Source organism: Microcoleus sp. Pol7_A1 (assembly GCF_036701085.1).
In the GTDB taxonomy this organism is placed as follows: Bacteria; Cyanobacteriota; Cyanobacteriia; order Cyanobacteriales; family Microcoleaceae; genus Microcoleus; species Microcoleus asticus.
In genome coordinates, this window is sequence record NZ_JAUBQD010000009.1 from 94,667 (window position 1) to 110,256 (window position 15,590).

Annotated in this window: 16 protein-coding genes and 1 tRNA gene; 12 read left to right on the plus strand and 5 right to left on the minus strand. The window is 45.0% G+C overall.

The features are described 5' to 3' along the window. Positions 1–135: 135 nt before the first annotated feature. The 3 genes from QUA20_RS08150 to QUA20_RS08160 all read left to right on the plus strand — a co-directional run bounded on the left by QUA20_RS08150 (position 136) and on the right by QUA20_RS08160 (position 3,011). A complete protein-coding gene (locus QUA20_RS08150) occupies positions 136–267 on the plus strand; it encodes a hypothetical protein (RefSeq protein ID WP_333187455.1) in 132 nt (43 codons plus the stop codon). After that, positions 260–2,089, plus strand: coding sequence for a threonine--tRNA ligase (gene thrS / locus QUA20_RS08155; protein ID WP_333187458.1), 1,830 nt, complete (start codon positions 260–262; stop codon positions 2,087–2,089). The genes QUA20_RS08150 and thrS overlap by 8 nt, the downstream gene beginning before the upstream one ends. Positions 2,090–2,198: 109 nt before the next feature. Beyond that, a complete protein-coding gene (locus QUA20_RS08160; RefSeq protein WP_333187461.1) occupies positions 2,199–3,011 on the plus strand; it encodes a DUF4058 family protein in 813 nt (270 codons plus the stop codon). On the opposite strand, the gene QUA20_RS08165 is transcribed toward QUA20_RS08160, so the two are convergent. Beyond that, positions 3,008–3,943: a DUF1350 family protein gene (locus QUA20_RS08165; RefSeq protein WP_333187463.1), complete on the minus strand. Its 936-nt coding sequence runs from the start codon at positions 3,941–3,943 to the stop codon at positions 3,008–3,010. The genes QUA20_RS08160 and QUA20_RS08165 overlap by 4 nt on opposite strands. A gap of 99 nt (positions 3,944–4,042) precedes the next feature. After that, on the minus strand, positions 4,043–4,855 hold the full coding sequence (locus QUA20_RS08170) for a hypothetical protein (RefSeq protein WP_333187466.1): 813 nt from the start codon (positions 4,853–4,855) through the stop codon (positions 4,043–4,045). 433 nt (positions 4,856–5,288) lie between these two features. Here QUA20_RS08170 and QUA20_RS08175 point away from each other — a divergent pair, with 433 nt between their 5' ends. From QUA20_RS08175 to QUA20_RS08200, 6 genes are all read left to right on the plus strand, one after another. After that, the gene (locus QUA20_RS08175) at positions 5,289–5,507 is read left to right on the plus strand and encodes a DUF3285 domain-containing protein (protein WP_172190724.1); all 219 of its coding nucleotides are present in this window, start codon (positions 5,289–5,291) and stop codon (positions 5,505–5,507) included. 207 nt (positions 5,508–5,714) lie between these two features. Beyond that, a complete protein-coding gene (ybeY, locus tag QUA20_RS08180; RefSeq protein WP_333187468.1) occupies positions 5,715–6,251 on the plus strand; it encodes an rRNA maturation RNase YbeY in 537 nt (178 codons plus the stop codon). Between the two features lie 161 nt (positions 6,252–6,412). Beyond that, on the plus strand, positions 6,413–6,925 hold the full coding sequence (locus QUA20_RS08185; RefSeq protein ID WP_172190726.1) for a diacylglycerol kinase family protein: 513 nt from the start codon (positions 6,413–6,415) through the stop codon (positions 6,923–6,925). A 174-nt stretch (positions 6,926–7,099) separates the two neighbouring features. Beyond that, on the plus strand, positions 7,100–7,687 hold the full coding sequence (locus QUA20_RS08190) for an aminodeoxychorismate/anthranilate synthase component II (RefSeq protein WP_333187473.1): 588 nt from the start codon (positions 7,100–7,102) through the stop codon (positions 7,685–7,687). Between the two features lie 265 nt (positions 7,688–7,952). After that, positions 7,953–8,735 (plus strand): MBL fold metallo-hydrolase, encoded by a 783-nt coding sequence (locus QUA20_RS08195; RefSeq protein WP_172190728.1) that lies wholly within the window; start codon positions 7,953–7,955, stop codon positions 8,733–8,735. Between the two features lie 165 nt (positions 8,736–8,900). Next, positions 8,901–9,599 (plus strand): fasciclin domain-containing protein, encoded by a 699-nt coding sequence (locus tag QUA20_RS08200; RefSeq protein ID WP_333187476.1) that lies wholly within the window; start codon positions 8,901–8,903, stop codon positions 9,597–9,599. 138 nt (positions 9,600–9,737) lie between these two features. Here the strand turns inward: QUA20_RS08200 and QUA20_RS08205 are convergent, their stop codons facing one another. After that, on the minus strand, positions 9,738–10,673 hold the full coding sequence (locus QUA20_RS08205; protein WP_333187478.1) for a cobalamin-binding protein: 936 nt from the start codon (positions 10,671–10,673) through the stop codon (positions 9,738–9,740). 66 nt (positions 10,674–10,739) lie between these two features. Then, positions 10,740–13,412 (minus strand): phospholipid carrier-dependent glycosyltransferase, encoded by a 2,673-nt coding sequence (locus tag QUA20_RS08210; RefSeq protein ID WP_333187481.1) that lies wholly within the window; start codon positions 13,410–13,412, stop codon positions 10,740–10,742. A 132-nt stretch (positions 13,413–13,544) separates the two neighbouring features. Here QUA20_RS08210 and QUA20_RS08215 point away from each other — a divergent pair. The 3 genes from QUA20_RS08215 (at position 13,545) to QUA20_RS08225 (ending at position 14,628) form a co-directional block, all read left to right on the plus strand. Further along, positions 13,545–13,617 (plus strand) — tRNA-Phe (locus QUA20_RS08215). 177 nt (positions 13,618–13,794) lie between these two features. Continuing rightward, positions 13,795–14,016 (plus strand): helix-turn-helix transcriptional regulator, encoded by a 222-nt coding sequence (locus QUA20_RS08220; RefSeq protein WP_333187484.1) that lies wholly within the window; start codon positions 13,795–13,797, stop codon positions 14,014–14,016. Then, the gene (locus QUA20_RS08225; protein ID WP_333187487.1) at positions 14,017–14,628 is read left to right on the plus strand and encodes a ScaI family restriction endonuclease; all 612 of its coding nucleotides are present in this window, start codon (positions 14,017–14,019) and stop codon (positions 14,626–14,628) included. Here QUA20_RS08225 and QUA20_RS08230 read toward each other — a convergent pair. Continuing rightward, a complete protein-coding gene (locus QUA20_RS08230) occupies positions 14,620–15,468 on the minus strand; it encodes a site-specific DNA-methyltransferase (protein ID WP_333187490.1) in 849 nt (282 codons plus the stop codon). The genes QUA20_RS08225 and QUA20_RS08230 overlap by 9 nt on opposite strands. Positions 15,469–15,590 lie beyond the last annotated feature (122 nt).

Consider the following 15,590-nt stretch of genomic DNA (forward strand, 5'->3'; position numbering starts at 1 on the left):
CGCAAAATTCTGCCAAATTAGTTCGCGAGCTCATGGGTGTTTAGAAACCGCGTTTTTTCAGGCGATACTTCGTTACAGCCCACCAAAATAGTAAAAACCTGGTTTCTGAGAGTCGGAGTGCGTCCCCGACTAAACGTGGCAACCATCAGGGCAGTTGCTGTAATTTCCCAGGGTGTGCCCCAGCCGGAAGTCGGCGCTTGCTGTCGCAATCTGAGTAATATAGAAGCAACTGCCACTAAATTAATTGCTAATTCAGCCGATGTCTAGCTCAGAATCCATGTCCGCTCCAGAAGAGTCCGTTAAAATTGAGTTGCCCCGCACGAGTGAGTCGGAGGCACTAAAAAAAATTCGCCACACCACCTCCCACGTTATGGCGATGGCGGTGCAGAAGTTATTTCCCAAGGCGCAAGTGACGATCGGCCCTTGGATTGAAAACGGTTTCTATTATGACTTTGACACTCCCGAACCTTTTACGGAACAGGATTTAAAAGCCATTAAAAAAGAGATGATCAAAATCATCAACCGTAAATTGCCTGTAATTCGCGAAGAAGTCAGCCGCGAGGAAGCGGAACGCAGAATTAAGGAGATTAACGAACCTTACAAATTAGAAATTTTAGAAGGTTTGATCGAACCAATTACTGTTTACCATTTGGGCGAGGAATGGTGGGATTTGTGCGCGGGGCCTCACTTGGATAATACCAGTGAGTTGAATCCAAAGGCGATCGAGCTAGAAAGCCTAGCAGGCGCTTACTGGCGCGGCGACGAAACCAAAGCTCAGTTGCAGCGCATTTACGGCACAGCTTGGGAAACTCCCGAACAGCTAGCAGCATACAAACACCGCAAAGAAGAAGCATTAAGGCGCGATCACCGCAAATTAGGTAAAGAATTAGGCTTATTTATTTTTGCCGATCCGGTGGGCCCCGGTTTGCCTTTGTGGACGCCGAAAGGCACTGTTTTGAGAAGCATTTTAGAAGATTACTTGAAACAAGAACAAATCAAGCGCGGCTATTTGCAAGTTGTGACTCCCCACATTGCCAGAGTCGATTTGTTCAAAATTTCTGGACACTGGCAGAAATACAAAGAAGATATGTTTCCGCTGATGGCAGAAGATGCAGAAGCGGCAGCAAACGAACAGGGTTTTGTAATGAAACCTATGAACTGCCCTTTTCACATTCAAATTTACAAAAGCGAATTGCGTTCCTATCGCGAATTACCGATGCGCTTAGCGGAATTCGGCACAGTTTACCGCTACGAACAATCGGGAGAATTGGGGGGTTTAACGCGGGTGCGCGGCTTTACGGTGGATGATTCCCACTTATTTGTCACGCCGGAACAGTTGGATCAGGAATTCTTGAATGTGGTGGATTTGATTCTGTCAGTATTCAAGAGTCTGCAACTGAAAAACTTTAAAGCGCGTTTGAGTTTCCGCGATCCGAACAATTTAGAGAAATACATCGGTTCTGATGAAGCTTGGGAAAAGGCTCAAGGTGCAATCCGCCGTGCGGTGGAAACTTTGGGAATGAATTATTTTGAGGGAATTGGGGAGGCGGCTTTTTACGGGCCGAAACTCGATTTCATTTTCCAAGATGTCTTGGATAGAGAATGGCAATTAGGAACTGTTCAGGTAGATTACAATTTGCCAGAACGTTTTGATTTGGAATATGTCGCTGAAGACGGCACTCGCAAGCGTCCGGTGATGATTCACCGCGCTCCTTTCGGTTCTTTGGAACGCTTGATCGGGATTTTGATCGAGCAGTATGCGGGCGATTTTCCGCTGTGGTTGGCGCCGATTCAGGTGCGGTTGTTGCCTGTCAGCGCCGAGTTTTTGCCGTTTGCGAAGGAAGTGGCGGCGAAGATGAAGGGGCTAAATATTCGCGCTGAAGCTGATGAGAATAGCGAGCGTTTGGGCAAGTTGATTCGCAATGCTGAGAAGGATAAAATTCCGGTGATGGGTGTTGTGGGTGCGAAGGAAGTTGAGGCGAATAGTTTGAATATTCGGACTCGGGCTTCTGGGGAGTTGGGGGCGATTTCGGTTGATGAAGTGATTGGGAGGTTGCAGGCGGCTATTAGCAGCTACGGCGATTTTTAGGGGATTTTAATCGCAGATGCACGCGGATTAACGCAGATGATAGTTTGATATTGTCTGCGTTTTTCTAATCGATCGGCTAAAATAGTATTGGTAAATGGGAAGTACGCTCATGCCTAATCCTTTTCCGGGGATGAATCCTTATTTAGAACATCCTGATTTTTGGCCAGAAGTCCATCACTTGCTGATTGGTATGATTCAGGAGTCATTGGTTCCTCAACTGGTGCCAAAATATCGGGTTGCGATTGAAAAGCGAATTTATGAAATCAAGGGGGAACAATCTCTTTTAGTAGGGATTCCCGATGTTTCTATCCAGCGCAATCCCACTCCAAGAAATTCAATTATATCTAATGTCGCTGTCGCCGCACCAACTACCGCACCTGTGAAAGTGACATTACCCATGTCAGAGGAGGTTAGAGAAGGGTATTTAGAGGTTATAGATATGACCACTAAGGAAGTTGTGACAGTAATTGAGGTGCTTTCACCTGCAAATAAACGTCCGGGACAAGGGCGGAAAATGTATGATGAAAAGCGAGACAAGGTATTCGGAAGCCGCACTCATTTCGTTGAAATTGACTTGTTGCGGGGTTGGGAACCTCTCCCTGTTTTAGAAAATAATATTGCAGCTAGTTATCGGATTTTAGTGAGTCGGGCAAATCAAAGACCTTTGGCAGATTTATACTTGTTTAATCTCTCAGATGCGATTCCGTCTTTTCCTTTGCCTTTGCGATCGCCCGATGTCGAGCCGATTGTGGATTTGCAGGCGTTGCTGAATACAGTATACGATCGCGCGGGATATGATTTTACGATCGATTATACGGCTGAGCTAGTACCTGCGCTGTCCGAAACAGATGCTACTTGGGCAGATGCTTTGTTGGAGGAAAGGGGATTGAAAGGGCGATCGCAAATAACAACTGATAGTTAAGCGTCTAACCGCTTTTTCAAAGCATCCAAAAAATGAACAGACCAATATTCAAGAAATCTGCTTTTTAGGGGTTTGATGAATTTATCCCAAGGATTGAGGTCAACAATATAATTACCGATTTTGATGCCAATCGGCTCTAAATGTTTGCCTTCTATTTCCTTGCTCAACAAAGGCAATTTTCTATTACTTAGCTGTTCTATGAGCCAAAGTACATCGCTATTTTTTTGTTGTTCGGGACTTTTGTTGATATCATTGGTAGAACCAGCAATTTCATCCCTACCGAAAGAAATTATTGCCGTCAAATTAAACAGAGAACTATTAGCAATAAAGCATTGAGTTTGTTCTCTGGTTGGTAGCACTCCTAAGCGGAATTTGTCTAACAATTGTGCTAGCGATCGCACTGGAATAGCGCTCTCTGTATTGCTGATATCAGGAGCAATTAATAAGGACGGCTGGCCTTTAATTGAAGGTCTGTCGATGCCCAGATTTTCGATTAACCTTTGAATCCGTTCGTAGTCAGGGCGATCGCAGAATTTATTCACAATATTTGGATACCGATCGTCGCTTAAAAATTCTAAAAGAGCAATGTACTTGCATCCCAGACTGTGACCAACCCAAAAATAACTCGATGGTTCTTGATAAATTTCGCTTTCATAGCCTAATCTTTGAGCAATCTCGGTCAGTTCTGTTCTCAGTATCTCCTGCTCTTTTAATAACCCAATAGCGATCGGCCAGTGACGAAAAGTAAATCTAAATGGCAAAGCAACTACGGTATAACCTTCTTCAAACAACTGCTGTAAAAAATATCGATAAAACAGAGTTGGCAAACTACCAAAAAAAGTTCCACCAATAAATTGAACAACACCTTTGGGCTGCGGGTGAACAGCCACCCAACTAAAAGAAACAGGCTGAAATCTAAATGAGTTCGACATTTGAATAAAGCTCAGTGAGTGTATAAGTGGGCGTAATTAAACGTAATCAAACGTAAGGTGGGTCTTGCCCACCTTACAGTTACTTACCCTTGAACAGTTCTAGCTGCGAGACATTCTGACAGGAATATCAAATTTGTCCATCACTGTATTTAGCTCTTGCAAATTGACCTCGTTGGTATCGATTTGGGCCAGCAGTTGCACTAGCATTTGAGCTTTTTCTGAATTGTCAGCGTCCAAACTAGGCAAGTCCAAAGTACCGTTGCGCAACTCTTCCAAAATCGGCGCAACAATTGGCAAATGGATGATGATTGGTTGGCCAGGTTCAGGAGGAATCTCGTTCAAGGCTTTTCCACTGGCGATCGCTAAAGTGTAATTAATTTGATCGAAGTCTAGTGGAGCTTTAGCTGCTAGTGGCGAGAACTCATTCGGCAAGAAAGTACCGCGAATTTCGGGATTCAATAATACCTTGACAGGTTTTTCGCTTTGCGGTACAGAGATCGGAAAGCTTCGGCGCGGCGGCAAAAATAAGGAGACATATCCGCGCACTTCTAACAAACCTGGGGTCAAACTTCCTGGCAGAATTGGCAACAATTCAACAGATGCAGTTTTGTGAGCGGGGATTGTGAAAAATCCTCGATATACCTTCGGTTTCCCCGGCTGCTGAGTCAGAGCTACAGAAGTGTTATTGCCTTCAACGTCAACAACTAAGAAAGCGTTGTTGAGCAAGATTTTATTAGGATCTGCCGGCACGGGTAAGCTAACGGTAAACTCAATCCGATATCGCAAGTCGATCGCTTCGAGATTGGAGATAGTGAGAAAGTATCCCTGAACGACTCGGCGAGCAACAGCTTCAAGGCCACCAATCGGAGGTGCGATCGGCTTTGTGAGGATTTCAAAGGTGGAAATTTCCATGTTGTTGTCAGAGTAATTTAACTTTGTGGTTTGGTCTTTAGCCGGAAAATTTTGTTTGTGTTTTTCCGTGGCTATATCTATGAATAACTGCTGGTCGCGATTGGTTAACAGTCGCTTTTTCTGGTGACACTCGTGTGAGTTAACTCAAGTGAGTGTCGCTTGAAAAAGCGACTTGACAATTAAAAAACTTTTGTTAAACCGCTTAGGAACGCGGATCGGGAATTTAATTTATCCTTGTGTATCTGGGGATGAAGATAAAATATCGAATCGATCGTCAGTCCGATCGCACATTAATCTGTTGGTATAATCCTCGTTAAACAGACCCGCCACCATCTGAAACCTAAAAAATCCTACACAAAACGTTACATATTTGTTACTATCGGGGCGAGCCTGTCCTCAGCAGCCCCTTTGTTAACCTTCTAAACTAACCGCTATGAGTCAACCTCCCTCAGCAATTCCCGCTTCCGAAGAGTCCGCCGAAACCCCGACAGCGCCGACAAACACTGCACCTCCACCGAGTTATGTCAAGCTGGCGATGCGGAACATGGTTCGCAAGCGGGCGACTTCTTTATTTCACTTTGCCTTGACAGCGGCGGGACTTTTAGGCGTACTCGTCGGTTTGGCTTTTCTCGATCGATATTTCAATTCTTAATCGGGGATTTAAACAATCAGCCTCTAATTTCCGCTGATGTTTTTCATCTTTCATAATCGGGAGTTAAACTGATTGTGTTCCCGGCCAGTTGCAATTTTCAACAGATTATTGTAATGTGCCTGCTGAAAGCAAAAAGTCTATTAGCTCGATCGCGGAATTGGAATTTGTAAAAAAATTGAATATATCCCTTGACAGGAGAGCAAAAAAATGTTAATAGAGGTGAACGTCGAAGACTGTTACGGGATCGCCCAGCAGTCAGCCGACGGTTCCAGCCTCCCTGAGATTGCAGCCAGCGGGGAGATTTCAGCCGAAACCTGGGAAAATTGGTTTAGCGTTTGGCTGGAAAACCAGGCGGCGGATGTGCCAGTTGCCCCGGGCTACGAAGTTAGTCTGCGTTTAACCGCCGATACGGAGATGCAATCCCTCAACCTCCAGTACCGCCAGCTCGATCGACCGACCGATGTACTAGCCTTCGCAGCTTTAGAGGTAGACTGTCCTCAACTAGAGGAAATGCAGTCATCTGAACCTTTATACTTGGGTGATATCGTCATCTCGATCGATACAGCTCAGCGACAGGCACAGCAGCAAGGACATCCCCTGAAAACCGAACTAGCTTGGCTCGCAGCCCACGGTTTTCTACATCTTTTGGGCTGGGATCACCCGGATGAAGAAAGTCTGACTCAAATGCTCGATCGACAAGAAACATTGCTGCGGGCGATCGGTCTTGCGATCCAAACAGGATAACTGAAGTTGATGGTTACTTAACAAATCATGTCAAGCCCAACATAACTTTCTGAAATTAAACCAGAACTTTAGTAAAAACTTAGAAAAGTTACCTAGACTTGATGAAGTTAATTTGAAAAGTTTAGCTTTCATTCATCTCTGTAAATTAAAGTTGGTTCTTTATGACACTAGATAGACCCTCAATTTCATCACAAATCGCACAGTTTCTGCCCATGCCTCAAGACTCTTCTAGCCAGACAGTCCACGAGTCTAAAAAAGCCTTGAAATACAACCGAGAGCTGTCCTGGAAAATCGCGTCTAGCTTAGCTACGAGTTTTAGATACGCTTGGGGGGGTCTGAGTTATGCTTTTGAAACTCAGCGCAATTTTCGGATTCACACAATTATAGGAACATTGGCGATCGGACTCGGGCTATTTTTGCAACTGAAACCTGTAGAAATATCTGTGATCGGCGTCACCATTGGCATAGTTTTAGCAATGGAACTTTTGAATACGGCGATCGAATCGGTGGTAGACTTGACAGTCGGGCAATCTTACCACGAACTAGCCAAAATTGCCAAAGACTGCGGTGCCGGAGCGGTTCTGGTATCGGCAATGGCTGCGATCATAGTCGGTGCTGCACTTCTGCTGCCTCCTTTGTGGGCAGTCGTTCAAATTGCGATCGCCCGTCAGTAACTTATTAGACCCAGAAAATTTTAGGTTTTAGATGACCAATTTGAGATTTTTAGTTTTATTCGTCATTGCAGCTATTTTTATCTTCGGCATCTATCTAAAATCTTCAAACCCTTGCTTTCAGGGAGCGAGTCAATCTAAAATCTAAAATCTAAAACCTAAAATCTAACTTAACCCGTGATTATAGTCATCGATAACTACGACAGTTTTACATACAATTTGGTACAGTATCTAGGAGAACTGGGTGCTGAGTTGCCTGTAGCAAGCGAAGTGCAAGTCTACCGCAACGACCAAATCTCCTTAGCAGAAATTCGCCGATTGCAGCCGGCAGCAGTGGTAATTTCTCCAGGCCCGGGGCGGCCGGAAGATGCGGGAATTTCTCTGGAATTAATCAAAGAATTGGGCCCGACTCTACCAATTTTAGGAGTGTGCCTCGGACATCAAAGTATCGGTCAAGTATTCGGCGGCAAAATTGTTTCTGCGCCCGTGTTGATGCACGGCAAAACTTCTCAGGTAGAACACGCAGGCACCGGAGTTTTTCAGGGCGTGGAATCGCCGATGATTGCAACTCGCTATCACAGTTTGGTAATTGAAAAGCAGAGTTGTCCAGAAGTTTTGGAAATTACCGCTTGGGTTGAAGACGGAACTATTATGGGCGTGCGGCACCGGGAATATCCGCACATTGAAGGTGTACAGTTTCACCCGGAAAGTATTTTGACGACTTCGGGAAAGCAATTATTGCGGAATTTCTTAGAAAGACTTTAGTTGAATTTCTCTGAATTTGTAGGGTTAGCTATTATAGCACCTTACGGTGAGAGTAGGGTACACATTTTTGCACCTGAACCGCCCCAAAAAGGATACAAGCCCCCCACTCCTGTCGTGGTGAACTCCAAATTTTAGACTTCTGTTCGAGATTCCAGATTCAATGCTGCAAGTAAATCTAAAATCTAAAATCTAAAATCTAAAATCGACTGACGGTGTTTTGTGGTATAACAACAAACGACCAACACCCGACAACCCCAACCACAAGATGAAACGGCGACAATTAATACGTTACGCACAGACGGGTTTGCTAGCAGCTTTAGCAACTGGTTTACCATCTGGATGGGAAAGCTATCAAGCTCAAACTGCTGATTCTTTGTCGGTTCAGTGGTTGGGGCACACTTGCTTCTTGTTCGCTGGAGGCGGTGCGAGGGTGCTGGTGAATCCTTTTCGCCCCCTGGGCTGTACCGCAGGCTATCGCTCTCCTAAAGTGCCAACAGATTTGATTCTGATTAGCAGCCGGTTGCTCGATGAAGGGGCGATCGACGGATTTGCGGGCAATCCCGGCCTTTTGTACGAACCGGGCGCTTACAGGTCTAACGGGCTGCGGATTCAAGGGATTCGGACGGAAAAAGACCGTGAGGGAGGACGGCGATTTGGGGTCAATGTGGCTTGGCTGTGGCAGCAAGCGGGCGTTAAGATTTTACACTTGGGCGGAGTTGCTGGTCCGATCGGCATTGAAGAACAAATCTTGATCGGGCGGCCCGATGTAGTGCTGATTCCCGTGGGCGGCGGGCCGAAAGCTTACACTCCGGCGGAAGCGAAGCAAACTTTGCAACTTCTCAAACCAAAGATGGTGATTCCGACACATTTCAAAACCCAAGCCGCCGATGCTGCTGCGTGCGATTTAGTGCCGCTAGATGAATTCTTGGCGCTGATGGATGGTACGCCGGTGCGCCGATTGAATAATGACACTATTTCGATCAAATCTGCTGACTTACCCCAAACTGGTTCGGTGATTGAGGTTTTGAGTTACAGATTTAGCGGTTGATGCCCGATTTCTCAGCTTGCGTTATAGTAAGGAAGTTTTGGTCGATCGGGGATGCAAGAGAAATTTTTCTCTATCTTAGCCTCTGGCAACCTTGCCTTTTGTCGAGATTTGGCTAACATAACAATTCATGTTCACTGTTTTATCTCCTAAGGAAATGCAAGCGCAATGAAAAATCAAAATTTACCTAGCTGGATGAAACAACTGACAGGTTTCGCAGGAATAATCGGCGCTAGCGCGTTGATTGGTTTCCCGGCTTGGGCTCACATCACCTCCAGCACCAATGTTGCTAATGCAACTCAAACTCCACAAGTTGCAGGAAACGTAAAAACCACTGCTTCACCGGCACCAACTGGCGTTTCACAGACACCAACTGGCACTTCACCGGCACCAACTGGCACTTCACCGGCACCAACTGGCGTTTCACCGGCGGCACCAACTGGCGCTACTAAAGATATTGTTGCTATTGCATCTGGCGACGCTCAATTCAAGACACTGACGAAGGCTTTGGGATCTGCAGGTTTGGTTACAACTTTACAAGGTAAAGGTCCTTTCACTGTTTTTGCTCCGACTGACGCGGCTTTTGCTGCTTTGCCAAAAGCAACTGTGGATGATTTGCTCAAACCGGCAAACAAAGCCAAACTTACTAAGATTTTAACTTACCACGTTGTTCCTGGTGCGGTTTTATCTACTAGCCTGAAATCCGGCGATGTTAAAAGTGTCGAAGGCAGTTCGCTCAATGTGGCTGTTAGCGCAGGCAAAGTTACTGTCGGCGGCGCTAATGTTGTGAAAGCTGATATCAAAGCTAGCAACGGCGTTATTCACGTAATTGACAAGGTATTGATGCCCCCTGCTCCAACAAGGTAGGACTAGCGTTTTTTGCATCAATTGATGTCAGATTCGGTTAAATGAAAGCGAAATAAGGACACAACAATGTTGTGTCCTTATTTGTATGGCAGGCAATTCAGAATTAATATGCATAAAGCTTTAGCTAGCTGCGGGTACTTACAAAAATGGCTGCCAACCCTTACCTCGATAGCCAAAATCGAAGATTTCGGGATGGAGGATTTCGGCTAAAATTTCTAACGAATCAACCAATCTCGGCCCTGGTCGATTAAAGTAAGAGTTGCCGTCGGTTATGTAAACTTGCCCCGTTTTTACTGCTTGCAAATTAGGCCATTCTGCGTATTTAGTTATCTGCATTGCTTCGCTGCGAGTGCGGCTTAAATCAAAGCCGCAAGGCATGAAAATAATTACATCGGGATTAGCTTCTACTAGCGATTCCCATTTTAACCAAGGGGAATGTTCGCCGACAATTCCAAATAGCGAATTGCCTCCCGCCATTGTCACTAATTCAGGAATCCAGTTACCCGCAGCCATCAAAGGTTCAATCCACTCGATGCAAGCTACTTTGGGAAGTTTCTCTTTTGTGGTAATAATAGAGGATGCTTGTGTTTTCGAGGTAATAGCATCGATGCGGGATTGCAAAAGGTCGATCGCACTTTTGCCATCTACGCCCAAAGCATCAGCAACTCGCTGAATATCCGTCCAGATTTCTGCTAGCAGATTCGGCTGCAAAGAAATAATTTCCGGCTTGCTATTTACCAGCGTGCTTACCGCTTGTTCAACCTCTGTTAGAGAACAAGCGCAGACTTCACATTGAGCTTGAGTAATAATGTGAGTCGGCTGCAATTTTTCCAAAGTATCTATTTCTACTTTATACACGCTGAGGGCATTTTGCAACAATTCTGTCACGCGGTTGTGAATTTCGCTGCTAGTTCCTTCGGGATTGAATTTAGGCTGAGTGCAAACAGGTAAATTTTGGATTTCTGGGGGATAGTCGCATTCGTGGGAACGGCCCACAATTGCATCGGTTAATCCTAAAAGTGCTACAATTTCGGTGGCACTGGGAATTAGGGAAACAATTCTTGGTTGGTTCATTGGTTTTCTGTTTTTTACTGATTCGGAAGCACAGGCGGGACGCCCGTGCCACAATAAAAGGGATTGTTAAATTTTTAGTTTTTTTAAGTATTGCAAATCTTGCCATGCTTGAATGAGATTACCTTGCATCAGAGCCGCTACACCGTTTAAAACTCTAATTTCCGGTAGGTTGGATTTGAGAGCGAGAGCAGGTTTTAAGGCTGTTTGAGCGGCTTTGGGATGCCAGCCGTACAGGTGTACGAAAGCGAGATAGGCGTAAGCGTAAGGGTTTTTTGAGTCTAGTTGAGTGACTTTTTCTAAGGCGACGATCGAACTTTTGACATTCTGCTGCAATACCCGAGAAAAGGCCAAAGCATAAGCCAATTCTAGATTATTTGGTTCCTGCTGCAACCGATATTCTAACGCTTGTTCCGCTTGCACGGTATAATCTTGAATTGGATCGTACTGATTGATGCGCCCAATCTGCTCGAAGACTGGTTCTAAACCTGGCAATCCTTTGGGTAAATTAACCGCCATCGCTCGCAATTGAGTCACCAAATCTAACTCAGGCTTATCAGTATTATCCTCGTTTCCCGGATCTGCCTGAGAACGCATATCCAGAGGCTCTGCCTCGATCTTAACACTCACTGCCGGCACATTAATCGGATAAGTTTCACCGGTTTTCCGATTTAGATAAGTAGCTTGCAGATTGTAAGTTCCCGATGCAATATTAGCAGGAGGAAGCATCGCTGTGCGATCGAAAACTCGAAACCCCACAGCAAATTTATCCGCTTCCAGCATCCCCGGATGCAAAGTCGCCTGGGCGATCGCGCGATCGTGTAAAATCCTGAAAGTCTGTCCCGGTGGAATATCGCCAGACTGCTGATTTTGCCACGTTACCAACACTAAACCAGACTGCAACTGCTGCCAAGGCCCAGACCAAGTATAAGTAACCGGCAGCGCGACTCCGGGAACTGCTTTTGCAGCGACAGTAACTCGATCTAATTGTACTTGCGATCGCCCTTCATTCAACGGCTGTATTTCGACAGGCTGCACTCGCTTGCGATAAAGATTTAAATTAGTATAATCGGGCAAAATCCAAGTTTTTTCTAACTGAAACTTATCACCTTTTTCAATTGCCACCACCGCTGCCTTTTGGGCGTTTTTAATCCGTTCGCGAATCGAACCTTGCAGACCACTTTTAGTTACGAACCAAGAGAGCGATCGCACATCTTGCGGCACTTCTTTTAAATTCGTTCCCACCTGCCGCCCGTAAACCTGAAAATTCGCTAAAGCACCGTAATAATTCAAATTATGCTGGTTAATTTCCGGCGTCGAAGGTAACACGCCTAAAGTAGATTGCAAATAAGGTTCCCGATCAATAATTTCTGCAATTACCTCTCGGTGCGGCCACTCTTTCCCCAAGTAAGGATAGTTAGAATTGCCGGGACTGATAATTTGGACTAAGCTATGTCCCAAAGCCCCTCCCAGCGGCCACATATGGAACAACATTGCCAGAATTGCCAAGCCAATTGTACCCCAGCGAATTTGTCGTCCCCACCGAGAAGGCCACAGCGTTAAACAGTAGGCTAAGAAAATAGATAAAACTGGCAAATAAGGTATACCATATCGGTCGTCTTTGTTGATATTTAAAGAATTAATTAAATAAGCTCCTACCCAGAAAACAGCCAGCCAGCGACAGGAGTTGAGATAAAAGATTGAGGAACTATCTTGCCGACGACGCCAATAAAGTATCAATCCTACTAAGGGAATAAGTAACAGAGGCCAAGAAATGTGTTCTGGTAAGCGTTGACCGTAGTAAATCCAAGCGTCGATCGTATTGAGGGCCGGATCTCCTTCGGCGATCGCAGAATCCACCGTTGCCCGTTTTCCCCCGGTCAAAATTAACAGCCAATTGGTTTTCGCCCACGGGCCAAACACCGCCGCCGACAGCAACAAAGCACCAGTTAATTGACCTAATCTCCCCCAAGCTTTTTGGCGCACAGCACCAACAGCCAACCACACAATCGGGGTAAATAGAAATAATACGGTAGTGTGTTTAACTAATATTGATAAACCGAGAGAAATTCCAAAGGCGATCGCCCAAAAGAAAGATGACGGGGAGAGGGGGAGAGTGGGGGAGGGGGAGAATTTATACTTTTTCTTTGTTCGTTCCTCCAACAGAGTTCTATCAGTTACATCCGTTAAATCCGTTGCCGAACTTCCTTCTTCCTTCTTCCTTCTTCCTTCAGAAGCCTTCCACATTGTCAGACAATAGAAAGCAAAAGTAATCGCCGCAGTGAGGGGATAGTCGAGCAAAAATTGCAAGCGGAACCGATAAAGTCCCGGTAACAAAACGCAAATTGCAGCGGCCCACAAACCGACTTGCCGGTTAAACAATTGGACGCCCAGACTGTAGACTGAAGCGAGGAGAATTGCACTAAATAATAGATGAACGAGGGTTGCCCGATCGCCCCCAGTACCGAAAACCTGAAGAAACGGAACCGTTAAGATGTATGCCAAGGGCGGAATTTTCGTCGAAAGCAGCCAGAAGTTTGTCCACCACTCCCCGGAAAGCCACTGAGGATGCTGCAACGCCTGCAAGTATTTCAGGGTGCTAGTCAGGTAGTCTGCTTGATCCCACGCCGGGACAGATCGATCGAGGGCAAACCAGAGGCGATCGCTAATTGCCCCCAGCAGCCAAATTATGCCTAAGACAAGCAGACTCTTGCCCTCGCTGTCCCGATGTTGCTGTGCCATTGCGATTCTTGGATTTTAGGTTGCAGCTTTTAGCTTACAGGCGGGCGGTTCCGGGCGAGCGAAAATTAATTTGAAAAAGTGCTTGCTAAATTCTGTATGTGTCTGCTAAGATAGTAAAGCGCGAAAAAACAAGCCGGGATAGCTCAGTTGGTAGAGCAGTGGACTGAAAATCCACGTGTCACGAGTTCAAGTCTCGTTCCTGGCATCGCAAAGCCCTCACAAAGTTGAGGGCTTTTTTTTGTTTAGGCAGTTGCTCCTCGGAGAATCCAGATCTTTCTGCCTTTTCTAATTAACACTCATAGTGTGTAGATTTAAAGCCTTTTTTCAAGTTAACACTCATAGTGTGTAGATGTGAAACACTTATAAGCTTTATATTTTTGGCGTGACAAAAAATATAAAGCTTAAAATATTTGGCGAACAAGTTCGCAAATTGAGAAAAGCTAGGGGGCTCAGCCAAGAGGAGTTAGCTGAACTAGCAGAACTGCATCGAAATTACATTGGCGGCATTGAACGTGGCGAGAGAAATGTTGCACTTCTGAATATTGTGCGTCTAGCTAAAGCTTTGGGAGTATCGCTAAGCGAATTGTTGGAGGGGATAGAGTAAATGACTTCACCTTATGCGGGGCTTGCCACAGCAGATTGGGCAGCAAAAACCAGGGAACTGATAGAGATACATCCACTTAACCCGGATGAAATATATGAAGTAGTAATTCAAGTCTGGCGAGAAATATTTGAATCTAATCTAACTAGCAAAAACTATAAAATAGGTGTCGATTTATTTCCCCGCCCCCAAATTATGGGATACTTTTTGCACGAACTCATCCCATTAGAATTGGCTAGGCGATACCCAGAAATTTGGCGCCGCGAAGAAAATGCTACTGAAAAAGATCTGGTCTGTCTTCTAGATGATTGCTTCTCGATCGAGATTAAAACCTCTTCAAGTAATCGTAATACATATGGAAATCGCAGTTATACTCAACTAAGCACTACTGGTATAGAAGGAAAAAAGAATAAATCTGGCTATTACCTTGTTGTTAATTTCCAGAAATTCAACAGAAACATTCAAGGCTCACAAGTCCCGCAGATTAATTTAGTCAGATTTGGATGGTTAGACCGAGAAGATTGGCAAGGTCAAGCCGCTGCAACAGGGCAACAAGCGAAATTAAGTCCTGCTGTTGAACGTTATAAATTGCTGCAATTACCAACTTTAGAATAAAGATAACTGTGCTTCTCTAACTTCCTTGTCCATCAAAAAATTATCGATTCTATTAGCCACAATCTCACAGTAATCAGCCCTAATTTCAAATCCAATAACTTGACGCTGCAAACCCAGAGCCACAATTGCTGTAGTCCCGGAACCCATAAACGGATCTAAAACAATGTCGTTTAAATTCGATGCAGACTTGATGATGCGATCGACAACAGCAACAGGAAATTGAGCGGGGTGAGGCGTGCGTTCTTTTGAAGCTCGGTTTTTCCCAGTCGTAACTTTTGGGAACTGCCACACATCCGTCGGATTTTTGCCTTTTAAGTTTACTTTAATCTTGCCGTTCTTTTTCTGATTCGGATATTTCACATTTGGGTCGCGCACTTCATCCAAATTAAATGTATACTTGTCTTGATTTTTTACATACCATAGAAACTTTTCATTGCGGGGTGAAAAGAACTTGCTGCCCGCAACTCCTGCGCCGTAGTTCCAGACAACTTCTTGAATCAGATAAAAAGGTACTTTGTCCCAAAGCAGGTAGGAAATCGGAATTGCTTTTGCCCGATCGCGAATTGACAAATAACCTAAATTCAGCCAAAATGCTCCTCGATCGAGCGTTACCCGGTAAACCTCCGCTATCCACTGCTCGCACCAGTTTAAATACTCATCTAACACCAAGGATTTTTCGTACTCTTTGCCGATGTTATAAGGCGGGCTGGTAACGGTTAAATCTACAAATTTATCGGGCAGCAACTTCAATACTTCCAAACAGTCCATGTTATAAATTAAGCAATTAGGAGCTTGGAAGTACGGTTTACCTAAAAGCCTCGCGATATCAGTCAAGCTCATGCAATATTAGGGAAAGATTTTATTGACAAAGTACAATATTTATAGTAAGTGAGTTCAGAAATCTTGTCAAATTCATCTCGATCGGGGAATGCCCCTGCCGGAAACAAAAGGTTACAATCACA

What these genes read in the sequence shown, in the direction of transcription:
- thrS (WP_333187458.1), top strand. Translation starts at nt 260, where the DNA reads ATGTCTAGCTCAGAATCCATGTCCGCTCCAGAAGAGTCCGTTAAAATT.
- QUA20_RS08160 (WP_333187461.1), top strand. Translation starts at nt 2,199, where the DNA reads ATGCCTAATCCTTTTCCGGGGATGAATCCTTATTTAGAACATCCTGAT.
- QUA20_RS08165 (WP_333187463.1), bottom strand. Translation starts at nt 3,943, where the DNA reads ATGTCGAACTCATTTAGATTTCAGCCTGTTTCTTTTAGTTGGGTGGCT.
- QUA20_RS08170 (WP_333187466.1), bottom strand. Translation starts at nt 4,855, where the DNA reads ATGGAAATTTCCACCTTTGAAATCCTCACAAAGCCGATCGCACCTCCG.
- QUA20_RS08175 (WP_172190724.1), top strand. Translation starts at nt 5,289, where the DNA reads ATGAGTCAACCTCCCTCAGCAATTCCCGCTTCCGAAGAGTCCGCCGAA.
- ybeY (WP_333187468.1), top strand. Translation starts at nt 5,715, where the DNA reads ATGTTAATAGAGGTGAACGTCGAAGACTGTTACGGGATCGCCCAGCAG.
- QUA20_RS08185 (WP_172190726.1), top strand. Translation starts at nt 6,413, where the DNA reads ATGACACTAGATAGACCCTCAATTTCATCACAAATCGCACAGTTTCTG.
- QUA20_RS08195 (WP_172190728.1), top strand. Translation starts at nt 7,953, where the DNA reads ATGAAACGGCGACAATTAATACGTTACGCACAGACGGGTTTGCTAGCA.
- QUA20_RS08200 (WP_333187476.1), top strand. Translation starts at nt 8,901, where the DNA reads ATGAAAAATCAAAATTTACCTAGCTGGATGAAACAACTGACAGGTTTC.
- QUA20_RS08205 (WP_333187478.1), bottom strand. Translation starts at nt 10,673, where the DNA reads ATGAACCAACCAAGAATTGTTTCCCTAATTCCCAGTGCCACCGAAATT.
- QUA20_RS08210 (WP_333187481.1), bottom strand. Translation starts at nt 13,412, where the DNA reads ATGGCACAGCAACATCGGGACAGCGAGGGCAAGAGTCTGCTTGTCTTA.
- QUA20_RS08225 (WP_333187487.1), top strand. Translation starts at nt 14,017, where the DNA reads ATGACTTCACCTTATGCGGGGCTTGCCACAGCAGATTGGGCAGCAAAA.
- QUA20_RS08230 (WP_333187490.1), bottom strand. Translation starts at nt 15,468, where the DNA reads ATGAGCTTGACTGATATCGCGAGGCTTTTAGGTAAACCGTACTTCCAA.